We start from the raw sequence: 10,906 nt of genomic DNA, 5'->3' as shown, positions 1-10,906 counted from the left end.
GAACCCGCCGAACATCCGCCCGGCGAAGTCCTCGATCACCGGCCGAACCAGGCCCATCTCCTCCGGAGTCACCCCTCAAGAAGATCACACCGGCAACACATCCCACCTTTCAACCTAACAAAGCCCTACTAGCGGTGGCCTGGGTAAGGCTAAAAGGCGGGGCCACTGGAAAGCGTGGCCTTACCCGCCCGCCGGCTTAGGCCACCGCTCCCCCCAAACAAAACAACTCCACCACAACGGGCAGTTGGCATCGGCGGGTCCCGAGGCGCGCGGCGCCAGTGTGGGACTCGCAGATCAGGGGTGGAGTTCTTATTTTTTTGCGGGGGCGCAGTGCCGGTGTGGTACCTCGTCGATTCGGGCGGGTTTTGGGGGCTCGGCGTGGGGGTGGGGCTTCGTTGATAATGGGGAATGAGGCCAGCGGTCTCGGTGGCCTCATTCCCTTCTGGATTGCTTATGCGGCAACCAGTTCCTTCTCCTCCGCCGCCTTCACCGGTAGGTGCCGCAGCAGGCGGTACGCGACCACGGCGAGGACCGCGGCAACAGCAGCCGTCACCGTGACCGTCGCGGTGAAACCATCCGTAAAGGCGACCCGGGCGACGGCGATCAGGTCAGGGTCGCCGGTGGCGGTCGCTGCGCCGAGGGTCGCCGAGCCGGGGACTTGGGCGTGGTAAATCGCGGCGCCGATGGAGCCGAGGATGGCCATGCCGAGGGCGCCGCCGAGTTCGCTGCCGGTTTCGGAGATGGCGGAGGCGGCGCCTGCGTGTTCGGTGGGGGCGGCGGTGAGCATCAGGTCGGAGGTGAGTGATGTGGTCATCAGGACACCGGTGGCCACGCCGCCCGCGCCGAGGAGGACGAGCCACAGTGGGGAGGTGGCGGTGAGTTGGGCGAGGACCACGAACGACACCGAGAGGACGACCAGGCCGGTGGCGACCAGGGTGGCGACTCGGACTCGGGTGGCGAGGATGCCGGACACGGTCATGCCGACCACGACCAGTGGCATCGCGGCCAGGGACCACAGGGCGGCGCTCAGCGGGCTGAGGCCCTTGACCAACTGGAGGTACTGGGTGGTGAAGAAGGTCGACCCGACGAAGCAGAACATCGACCCGACGTTGATCACCACGGCGCCGGAGAAGGCGCGGACTCGGAACAGGGCCACGTCGACCAGTGGTGAGCGGCCGGTGCGCTGGCCGTGCACGAAGGCCCAGCCCAGCAGCAGGCCGACGACCACGGCGGCGGCGGGGACCGGCTGGAACCCGTCGACCGCGAGTTGCTTGATGCCGTAGACCACGGCGAGGACGGCGGCCAGGGACAGCAGGGCGCCGCGCAGGTCGAACCGGCCCGCGTTCGGGTTGCGGTACTCCGGCAGCAGGAAGGGGCCGAGGACGAGCAGCAGGGCCATGGCGGGCACGTTGATCAGGAACGCCGAGCCCCACCAGAAGTGGCCGAGCAGGAAGCCGCCGACGATCGGGCCGACGGTGGCGCCCAGGGTCAGGCCGCCGGTCCAGATGGCGATCGCGGTCTTGCGCTGGGCCGCGTCCTGGAACATCGTCCGGATGAGCGACAGCGTGGACGGCATCAGCGTCGCACCGGCCAGGCCGAGCAGTGCTCGGGTGCAGATCAGCACCTCGGCCGAGCCGGAGTAGGCGGCGACCACCGACGCCACGCCGAAGGCGGCGGCGCCGATCAGCAGGAGTTTGCGGCGGCCGATCCGGTCGCCGATGGCGCCCATGGTGATCAGCATCCCGGCCAGCGCGAAGCCGTAGCCGTCCATGATCCACAGCTGTTGCGTCCCGCTCGGCTGCAGGTCGGCGCTGATGAAGGGCAGCGCGAAGAACAGCACGCTGAGGTCCATCGAGATCAACAGGCAGGGCAGGACGAGCACGGCGAGGCCGACCCACTCCCCGCGTCCGGCACGTCGCTCGGCCATCTCCGGTCACTCCCTCTCGAAACTGCGTATCTCCTACGCACTACTGCGTATGTTATACGCAGAGATAGGCTGGGGCGTCAACCCCCGAGATCGGAAGAAGCCATGACCGACACCGGACTGCCCGCCAGCATCGAAGCCGCCTGGGGCCTGCGCGAGCAGCCGACCCGGGGCCCCAAACGGGCCCTCAGCCTCGCCCGCATCGTCACCGCCGCCGTGGCGGTTGCCGACGCGGAGGGCCTCGACGCCCTCTCCATGAGCCGGGTCGCCGCCGAGCTGGGCACCAGCGCGATGTCGCTCTACCGGTACATCTCGGCGAAGGACGAGCTGCTGACCCTGATGGTCGACGCCATCTTCGAGGGGATCGTGCCCGCGCCCGCCGCGGACTGGCGGACCGGAGTGCGCGACCTGGCGTGGGCCTGCCAGCGGGCGCTGCACGCGCACCCGTGGGCGGTGCGGATCCCGATCAGCGGGCCGCCGCTGACCCCGCACCAACTCAGGTGGCTGGAGGCGGGCCTCGCCGCGCTCCGGGAGACCCCGCTGTCCGCGGCGGAGAAGATGAGCTCGCTGCTGATGGTCAGCGGCCTCGCCCGCAACGACGCGACCCTGGCGTCGGAGATCGGCGACGACAAGGAACTGATGGTCCGCTACGCCACCAACCTGGCCCGGGTGCTGACCGCCGACGCGTTCCCCGAGCTGATCGGGGTGATGCACAGCGGGATGATGGAACAGGACGACGAGTGGGACGAGGAGTTCGCCTGGTCCCTGGAGCGGGTCCTGGACGGACTCGCGACCCTGATCGCCACCAAGAACAACTAGCGGATCACGTTGGCTACCAGCGGACGCGCGGCGGGTGCGGTGTCGGCGATGGTGAACGCGCCGTCGAGTCGGGCGAGGGCGATGGGGATCGTGGTCTCGTCGTCGGTGTGCAGTTCGAGCAGCGGGGCGCCCGCCGCGACCCGGTCGCCGGGCTTGGCGTGGCAGAGGATTCCGGCGGCGGGGTTGACCGGGTCTTCCTTGCGCGCGCGGCCCGCGCCGAGGTGCCAGGCGGCGACCCCCACCGGATAGGCGTCCAAAGTGGACAGAAAGCCGTCGGCGGGGGCGGTGACGGTGTGCACGTGGCCGGGTCGGGGCAGCGGCGCGGTCGGGTCGCCGCCCTGGGCGCTGATCATCCGGCACCACACCTCGTACGCCTCACCGGAAGCGAGGACCACAGCCGGGTCGACCGAGATGCCCGCCAGCGACAACATCTCGCGCGCCAAGGCCAGGGTCAGGTCGACGACGTCGGCGGGTCCGCCGCCTTGGAGCACCTCGACGGACTCCGCCACCTCCACCGCGTTGCCCACCGCGCGGCCGAGTGGCACGGACATGTCGGTGAGCAGGGCGCTGGCGCGAACCCCGTGGGCGGACCCGATCGACACGAGCGCGTTGGCCAGAGCGGTGGCGTCGTCCAGGGTCTTCATGAACGCGCCGGAGCCGAACTTGACGTCCAGCACCAGCGCGGCGGCGCCCTCGGCGATCTTCTTGCTCATGATCGAGCTCGCGATGAGCGGGATCGACTCGACCGTCGCGGTCACGTCGCGCAGCGCGTAGAGCTTCTTGTCGGCCGGGGCCAGCCCCTCGGTCGCGGCGCAGATGACGGCGCCGACCGAAGCGAGCTGGGCCTGGATCTCGGGTTCGGTCAGCGCGGCCCGCCAGCCGGGGATGGACTCCAGCTTGTCCAGGGTGCCGCCGGTGTGCCCGAGACCGCGGCCGGACAACTGGGGCACGGCGGCGCCGCAGGCGGCCACCAGCGGGGCCAGCGGCAGGGTGATCTTGTCGCCGACGCCGCCGGTGGAGTGCTTGTCCACGGTGGGGCGGTCGACGGTCAGCGCGAGCCGGGTGCCGGAGTCGATCATCGCCGAGGTCCACCGGGCGGTCTCGGCCGGGGTCATGCCGTTGAGGAACACCGCCATCGCGAGCGCGGACATCTGCTCGTCGGCGACCACCCCGCGCGTGTAGGCGTCGATCACCCAGTCGATCTGGGCGTCGGCGAGGGCGTTGCCGTCCCGCTTGGCGCGGATGATGTCAACGGCGGTGAACATCGGGACTCCTCAGGGCAGGTCGCCGGGACCGAAGGCGTGCGGGAGGACGGCGGTCATCGGGAGCGGGCCGTCGGGGGTGTCGACGAGGCAGTCGGGGCCGCCGAGTTCGTAGATGACCTGGCGGCAGCGGCCGCAGGGCATGAGCAGGTCACCGGCGCCGCTGCGGCAGGCCAGGGCGACCAGCCTGCCACCGCCGGTCAACCGGAGTTGCCCGGCCAGCGTGCACTCCGCGCACAGGCCGAGGCCGTACGAGGCGTTCTCGACGTTGCACCCGGTGATGATCCGGCCGTCGTCGACCACGGCGGCGGCGCCCACTTGCAGGCCGGAGTAAGGGCAGTACGCGGCGGCCGCGGCCGTGACAGCGGCCGCGCGCAGCGCTTCCCAGTCGACCGTCATATCGCTTGCCCCCTCCGGTATGGCTCACCGACGAACCTGGGCGGTCGCAGCCGCTGCGACGCCAGGCCCAACACCAGGAGCGTGACGACATACGGCGCCGCGCCGACGAGTTCGGCAGGGACCTGGTCGCTGGAGAAGTACCACCAGCCGAACAGGACGCCGATCGCCGCGGCCACGCCGGACAACACGATCTGGCCCGACCGGTACTGCAAGACGGCGACCACGATCAGGGCGATGCCGAGCAGCAGCAACAGGGCGTGTACGGCGTTGGACCCGCGCAGCGCCATGGCGTCGGTGTACCCGAACAGCCCCGCGCCGGTGGCGAGACCGCCCGGCCGCCAGTTGCCGAAGATCATCGCGGCCAGGCCGATGAAGCCGCGGCCGCCGGTCTGCCCGTCGCGGAACTGCCCGGAGCTGACGGCGAGCATCGCGCCGCCGAGCCCGGCGAACCCGCCGGACGCGATCACCGCGTAATACTTGTACTTGTAAACGTTGACGCCCAAGGATTCCGCCGCCGCGGGCGATTCACCGCACGACCGCAGGCGCAGTCCGAACGGGGTCCGCCACAGCACCCACCCGGTCGCCGCGATGAGCACGACCGCGAGCAACGTCAGCAGCGAGATCTCGGTCGTGATGCCGCGCAGCACGCCCGCGAGGTCGGAGACGAAGAACCAGTGCTTGTTCTCGATCGTGCCCAGCCAACTGGAGAACCCGGGCAGCGTGACCTTCTGCGCGTCCTCGATCCGCGGCGACTGCTTCTGACCGCCGCCGGGCGCGTTCGAGAAGAACTGCTTCGACAGGAACAGCGCGGCGCCGGGGGCCAGCAGGTTGATCGCGACGCCGGAAATGATGTGGTCGACGCCGAAGGTGACGGTGGCGACCGCGTGCAGCAGACCGCCGATGACACCGAACAGCAGTCCGCCGACGATGCCCGCCCACGGTCCCCACTGGTAGCCCGCGTACCCGGCGCCGAACGTGCCGAGGACCATCATGCCTTCGAGGCCGATGTTGACCACGCCCGCGCGTTCGGCCCACAGACCCGCGAGTGATGCCATCGCGAGCGGTACCGCGGCCGTCAATGCGGCTTGCACGGTGCCAGAGGACGTGAGGTCAGTCGCGTCGCTGAGTGTGCGCACGGCCGACACCACCACAAGCGCGCCAACGGCGATGATGAGGTACACCATCGGCGAGAGCCTCTTACCGCGTCGCGTCGGGGTCGACTTCAACCCAACGGCCAGTCCGCCGACGGTCATGCCGACACCTCCTCAAGGGGCTTGGTGCGGCCCAGCGCGCTACCCACGGCCTGTTGTTCAGCCCGCACGCGGTAGCGGCGGACGAGTTCGTACGCGACGACGACCGACAGCACGATCACGCCCTGCATGATGAGGACGATCTCGCGCGGTACTCCGGAGATGTCGAGCGAGTTCGCCGCGTTGTCCAAGAAGCCCCACAGCAGCGACGCCACCATCATGCCGATGGGGTGGTTGCGGCCAAGCAGCGCGACAGCGATACCGACGAACCCCAGCCCCGGCGGGAAGTCGAGCGAATAGGTGTAAGAGGACCCGAGTAGCTGCGGCATGCCCACGAGCCCGGCGACCGCGCCGGAGAGCAGCATCGAGATGACGACCATCTTCTTGACGCTGACCCCGCTGGCCACCGCCGCCGACTCCGACAACCCGGTCGCCTTCAGCTCGAACCCGAACCTGGTGCGCGACAGGACGAACCAGTAGAGGAACCCGACCACGACCGCCAGCAGCACCAGCCCGAACACCTTGGTGCTCGACCCGGACACCTCGAACCCGGCCACCTGGCCGCCCTCGGTGATCTTCCTGGTGCCGATGTTGTTGCTGCCCGCCGTGGTCACCGCCAGCCGGGCCGGGTTGAGCAGGTACGACACGAGGTAGGTGGCGATCGAGTTGAGCATGATCGTCGAGATGACCTCGGACACGCCGCGGGTGACCTTGAGCAGCGCCGCCAGCCCGGCCCAGGCCGCGCCGACCAGCATGGCCGCGACGACCGTCATGGCGATCCGGAGCACCGACGGGACGCTGTCCATGAACGCGGCACCGGCGAGCGCGGCCGACAGCATGGCCGCCAGCCGGTACTGCCCGTCGACGCCGATGTTGAACAGCTTCATCCGGAAGCCGATGGCCACCGCCACCGCGGCCAGGTAGTAGACGGTGGCGCTGTTGACCGAGTTGACCAGGGTCCGCGGCCGCTGCGCCGCGGTGGACATGGCGTCGACGACATCGCCGACCGAGTGCCCGGTGACGGCCAGGATCAGCGCGCACACCAGCGCGGCGAACACGAGGGCGCCGACCGGGGCGGCCACGCCGAGCAGGATGGAGCGGGCGGTGCGGTTGCGCATCAGTCTTCCCTCCCCGCGCCGGTCATCGCGGAGCCGAGCTGCTCCGGGGTCACCGTCGCCGGGTCGTGGTCGGCGACGAGCCTGCCGCGCAGGATCACCGACAGCGTGTCGGACATGCCGATCAGCTCGTCGAGGTCGGCGGAGATCAGCAGGACCGCCAGGTGGTCGGCGCGGGCCCGCCGGATGTGCTCCCAGATCGCGGCCTGGGCGCCGACGTCGACGCCGCGGGTGGGGTGCGAGGCGATGAGCAGGATCGGGGCGCCGCTCATCTCCCGGCCGACGATGAGCTTCTGCTGGTTGCCGCCGGAGAGGGCGGCGGCGTTGACGTCGATGCCGGGAGTGCGCACGTCGTACTCGACGACGATCCGCTCGGTGTCGGCCTTGGCGCCGCGCCGGTCGAGCAGCGGTCCGCGCACGTTGGGTTTGCGGGTCTGGTGCCCGAGGATCCGGTTCTCCCACAGGGTGGCTTCGAGCAGCACACCCTGCCGGTGGCGGTCCTCGGGGATGTAGCCCACGCCCGCTTCCCGGCGGTGCCGGGTGGACTCGTTCGTGATGTCCTTACCGGACAAGGTGATCGTGCCCGACGTCGGCGACCGGATGCCCATAAGAGTCTCGACGAGCTCAGCCTGCCCGTTGCCCTCTACGCCCGCGATACCGAGCACTTCACCGGCGTGGATGGTGAAGGAGATGTCGTTGAGCACGGTACGGCCATCAGCGCCGACGAGGGTAAGACCCTCGACCGACAGGACAGCCTCATCGGTGACGGTTGACTCGCGCAGCTCGGGAACCGGTAGGGCGCTACCGACCATCAACTCGGCCAGCTTGCGCGCGGTGACGTCCTCAGGGGACACACTCGCGACCGTCGTCCCGCGCCGCATGACGGTGATGTCGTCCGCGACCGACAGCACCTCGTCCAGCTTGTGCGAGATGAACAGGATGGTCAGGCCCTCGGCCTTGAGGTCGCGGAGGTTGCCGAACAGTTCGTCGACCTCCTGCGGGACCAGAACCGCGGTGGGCTCGTCGAGGATGAGCGTGCGCGCGCCGCGATAGAGGACCTTCAGGATCTCCACGCGTTGCCGCTCACCGACGCCGAGGTCGTCCACGAGACGATCCGGGTCGACGCCGAGGCCGTAAGAGTCGGAAATCTCCTTGATGCGGGCGTGCGCGGCGGCGAAGTCGAGCCCTACGCCTTTGCGCGGCTCACTGCCCAACACCACGTTCTCCAGAACGGTGAGGTTGTCCGCGAGCATGAAGTGCTGGTGCACCATGCCGATACCGGCGCGGATGGCGTCTGCCGGCGACCCGAAGCTGACGGGCTTACCGTTGACGGCGATGGTCCCCTCATCCGGCTGCTGCATGCCATAGAGGATCTTCATCAAGGTGGACTTACCGGCGCCGTTCTCCCCCACCAGCGCGTGCACGGTGCCCGCCCGGACGCTGATGTTGACGTCGGAGTTCGCCACGACGCCGGGGAAGCGCTTGGTGATCGCGGTGAGGTGGACGGCGGGCGCGGCGCCCGCTGGTGGCTCCGTTGACACGGCCGCATCCTTTGTCGCTGGGGGCTGGGGACCGTTGGACAGGGGTGGCTGGGTGGGGATAGCCGGACGGGCCCGGGTCCGCGTGTGGCGTGCCCGGACCCGTCCGCGTCGCGCTTACTTGGTCGACGGCACCTTGATCTCACCGGAGATGATCTTGGCCTTGTAGTCGTCGATCTTGGCCTTGATGTCGTCGAGCTTGCCCCCGCTGGTGGCGTAGTCGATGCCGCCCGCCTTCAGGTCGTAGACCTTGTTGCCCTTGGCGAACTTGTTGTCCTTCACCGAGGTGATGAAGTCGTACACCGCCACGTCCACCTCCTTGATCATGGAGGTCAGGATGACGTCCTTGACGTCGGCCAGCGAGGGCAGGTTGTACTGGTCGGAGTCGACGCCGATGCCCAGCTTGCCGTTCGCCTTGGCGGTCTTGAACACGCCGGCGCCGGAACCACCCGCCGCGGCGTAGACGATGTCCGCGCCCGCGTCGAACATGCCCTTCGCGGCGGTCTCGCCCTTGGCCGGGTCGTTGAAGCCGGTGAAGTCCGGCGGCTGGGTCAGGTACTTGGCCTGCACGGTGGCGTCCGGCTTGACCGCCTTGACCCCGGCGGTGAAGCCGACCTCGAACTTCTGGATCAGCGGCACGTTGACGCCGCCGATGAAGCCGACGTTGTTCGTCTTGGTCTTCAGCGCCGCCGCCACACCGACCAGGTACGAGCCCTCCTGCTCGGCGAAGGTCAGGTTGGCCACGTTGTCCGCGGCCGGGTCGACGCTGTCGATGATGGCGAACTTGATGTCCGGGTAGTCCTTGGCCGTCTTCTCCAACGCGGTCGCGTAGGCGAAGCCGACGGCGACGATCGGGTTGTAGCCGCCCTCGGCGAGCTGGCGCAGCCGGTCTTCCTTCTGCGCGTCGGTCTCCCCGGCGGTGGCCTCCAACTCCTTGATGGAGAAGCCCAGCTCGGACTTCGCCTTGTCCAAACCGCGGGCGGCGGAGTCGTTGAAGGACTGGTCGCCGCGGCCGCCGATGTCGTAGGCGAGCCCGATCTTCAGGTTCGACGTCGGGGCCTGGCTGCCGCTGGCACCGGTGGACGTGCCACCCGAGCCGCTGTCGTTCTTGGAGCCGCAGGCGGTGAGCACGAGCCCCACCGCCATCAGGCCCGCCACGAGACGAAGTCCCCGCGTTCGGCGCAAGGCTGATCTCCTTCCGGGTCTCCCCGCGCCCGCCCCACCGGGGTGGGCGCTGTTGTTCCGCAGGACCGTACTCCCCGGTACGGACCTTTCCCGGACGTCGCCCAGGGTGTGACCCAATTGTTGGTTGACGCCACCCGGGGGGCCACTCGACGACCCGTCCGGGTGGCGTCGGCGCCGGTCAGCGCCCGGATCAGCGGTCCCGGTGGTCCAGTGTGGACACATAGGGGTCACGGGTAGGGGGTTTCCCGGCTGGGACAGGGGTCTGCCGAATCGATTCAGCACGCCGGACGGCCCCCGCCGGGGAGACCTCGACGACCCGGGTGACGCTGCGTCACCGGAATCCGGAGAGGCCCCCGGTGAACTCGCCCCACCAGCGGGGGACGGGTGTGGACCGCGTGTCTCGTCCGTCACAGAGGGGATCGGCGGGTTGGGTGCGTTCCGCTTGTCAGGTCTAGCATCCGTTGGGTCAAGGCCCGTTTCGTGTGGAGTCCCCGCATGGGCGGGACGCCCATCAGCAAGTCCATCAGCGACGTTGGAGGCCTGCTACCGATGTCCGACTCGGCCGTCGCCACCGAGCAGGTGCCGCCGCGCGGATCCCGACGCACCGGGACGCTCTACCGCGGCGACCCGGGCATGTGGTCCTGGGTGGCGCACCGGATCACCGGGGTGCTCACCTTCTTCTTCCTCTTCGCGCACGTGCTGGACACCGCGCTGGTGCGGGTCTCGCCGAACGCCTACGACGAGATCATCGGCACCTACAAGACCCCGGTCGTGAACCTCCTCGAGGTCGGCCTGGTCGGCGCGGTGCTCTACCACGCGCTCAACGGGCTGCGGGTCATGCTGGTCGACTTCTGGTCGCGCGGGCCCAAGTTCCAGAAGCCCATGCTGTGGACGATCATCGGCATCTGGGTCGTCGTCATGGTCCCCGGCGCGTACTTCATGCTGGAGCGCACCGCGCGCGACCTGTTCGGGGGTAACTGATGACCCTGGCACTGGACAAGCCGCGCGCCCCGCGCCGCCCCTCGGCCCGGCGCAGCAACTTCGAACTGGCCAGTTGGCTGTTCATGCGGATCTCCGGGCTGGCGCTGATCGTGCTGGTGCTCGGCCACCTGCTGATCATGAACATCCTGGACGGCGGCGTGCACCGGATCAACTTCGCCTTCGTGGCGGGCCGCTGGTCCAGCCCGTTCTGGCAGTTCTGGGACCTGTCCATGCTGTGGCTGGCCGAGATCCACGGCGGCAACGGCCTGCGCACCGTCATCAACGACTACGCGCGCAAGGACGCCACCCGGTTCTGGCTGAAGATCATGCTTTACGTGTCGATGGTGCTGATCCTGGCGCTGGGCAGCTACGTGATCTTCACCTTCGACGCCACCATTCCCACCACCAACTAAAGGCCCCAGGGCCCGCGGGG

Annotated in this window: 10 protein-coding genes; 3 read left to right on the top strand and 7 right to left on the bottom strand. The window is 69.2% G+C overall.

Going from position 1 to position 10,906, the window contains the following annotated elements:
• Nucleotides 1–451: 451 nt before the first annotated feature.
• The gene (locus tag H504_RS0109075) at nt 452–1,927 is read right to left on the bottom strand and encodes an MFS transporter (protein ID WP_026422530.1); all 1,476 of its coding nucleotides are present in this window, start codon (nt 1,925–1,927) and stop codon (nt 452–454) included.
• A gap of 102 nt (nt 1,928–2,029) precedes the next feature.
• Between H504_RS0109075 and H504_RS0109070 the strand changes: the two genes are divergently transcribed.
• Nucleotides 2,030–2,743, top strand: coding sequence for a TetR/AcrR family transcriptional regulator (locus H504_RS0109070; protein WP_026422529.1), 714 nt, complete (start codon nt 2,030–2,032; stop codon nt 2,741–2,743).
• On the opposite strand, the gene H504_RS0109065 is transcribed toward H504_RS0109070, so the two are convergent.
• The 6 genes from H504_RS0109065 to H504_RS0109040 form a co-directional block, all read right to left on the bottom strand.
• Nucleotides 2,740–4,008 carry a thymidine phosphorylase gene (locus H504_RS0109065; protein ID WP_026422528.1) on the bottom strand — a complete coding sequence of 423 codons (1,269 nt, stop codon included), beginning with the start codon at nt 4,006–4,008 and terminating at the stop codon, nt 2,740–2,742. The two genes, H504_RS0109070 and H504_RS0109065, sit on opposite strands and share 4 nt — an antisense overlap.
• A gap of 9 nt (nt 4,009–4,017) precedes the next feature.
• Nucleotides 4,018–4,404, bottom strand: coding sequence for a cytidine deaminase (locus H504_RS0109060; RefSeq protein ID WP_026422527.1), 387 nt, complete (start codon nt 4,402–4,404; stop codon nt 4,018–4,020).
• On the bottom strand, nt 4,401–5,657 hold the full coding sequence (locus H504_RS0109055; protein ID WP_035303738.1) for an ABC transporter permease: 1,257 nt from the start codon (nt 5,655–5,657) through the stop codon (nt 4,401–4,403). The genes H504_RS0109060 and H504_RS0109055 overlap by 4 nt, the downstream gene beginning before the upstream one ends.
• A complete protein-coding gene (locus H504_RS0109050; protein ID WP_026422525.1) occupies nt 5,654–6,772 on the bottom strand; it encodes an ABC transporter permease in 1,119 nt (372 codons plus the stop codon). The genes H504_RS0109055 and H504_RS0109050 overlap by 4 nt, the downstream gene beginning before the upstream one ends.
• Nucleotides 6,772–8,310 (bottom strand): ABC transporter ATP-binding protein, encoded by a 1,539-nt coding sequence (locus H504_RS0109045; RefSeq protein ID WP_026422524.1) that lies wholly within the window; start codon nt 8,308–8,310, stop codon nt 6,772–6,774. The genes H504_RS0109050 and H504_RS0109045 overlap by 1 nt, the downstream gene beginning before the upstream one ends.
• Nucleotides 8,311–8,424: 114 nt before the next feature.
• Complete coding sequence (locus tag H504_RS0109040; protein WP_026422523.1) at nt 8,425–9,492, bottom strand: BMP family lipoprotein; 1,068 nt, start codon at nt 9,490–9,492, stop codon at nt 8,425–8,427.
• A gap of 549 nt (nt 9,493–10,041) precedes the next feature.
• Here H504_RS0109040 and sdhC point away from each other — a divergent pair.
• Nucleotides 10,042–10,473 (top strand): succinate dehydrogenase, cytochrome b556 subunit, encoded by a 432-nt coding sequence (sdhC, locus tag H504_RS0109035; protein WP_026422522.1) that lies wholly within the window; start codon nt 10,042–10,044, stop codon nt 10,471–10,473.
• Entirely contained in the window at nt 10,473–10,886 is a 414-nt protein-coding gene (locus tag H504_RS0109030; RefSeq protein WP_026422521.1) for a succinate dehydrogenase/fumarate reductase transmembrane subunit, read from the top strand. The genes sdhC and H504_RS0109030 overlap by 1 nt, the downstream gene beginning before the upstream one ends.
• Nucleotides 10,887–10,906: the final 20 nt, after the last annotated feature.

Source organism: Actinokineospora inagensis DSM 44258 (assembly GCF_000482865.1).
Classification (GTDB): Bacteria; Actinomycetota; Actinomycetes; order Mycobacteriales; family Pseudonocardiaceae; genus Actinokineospora; species Actinokineospora inagensis.
Note: the sequence above shows the minus strand (reverse complement) of the source record. Positions and strands in the feature narration are given on the sequence as shown.

Coding starts and splice junctions, on each gene's coding strand:
- H504_RS0109055 (WP_035303738.1), bottom strand. CDS start 5,657: ATGACCGTCGGCGGACTGGCCGTTGGGTTGAAGTCGACCCCGACGCGA.
- H504_RS0109065 (WP_026422528.1), bottom strand. CDS start 4,008: ATGTTCACCGCCGTTGACATCATCCGCGCCAAGCGGGACGGCAACGCC.
- sdhC (WP_026422522.1), top strand. CDS start 10,042: ATGTCCGACTCGGCCGTCGCCACCGAGCAGGTGCCGCCGCGCGGATCC.
- H504_RS0109050 (WP_026422525.1), bottom strand. CDS start 6,772: ATGCGCAACCGCACCGCCCGCTCCATCCTGCTCGGCGTGGCCGCCCCG.
- H504_RS0109060 (WP_026422527.1), bottom strand. CDS start 4,404: ATGACGGTCGACTGGGAAGCGCTGCGCGCGGCCGCTGTCACGGCCGCG.
- H504_RS0109075 (WP_026422530.1), bottom strand. CDS start 1,927: ATGGCCGAGCGACGTGCCGGACGCGGGGAGTGGGTCGGCCTCGCCGTG.
- H504_RS0109030 (WP_026422521.1), top strand. CDS start 10,473: ATGACCCTGGCACTGGACAAGCCGCGCGCCCCGCGCCGCCCCTCGGCC.
- H504_RS0109070 (WP_026422529.1), top strand. CDS start 2,030: ATGACCGACACCGGACTGCCCGCCAGCATCGAAGCCGCCTGGGGCCTG.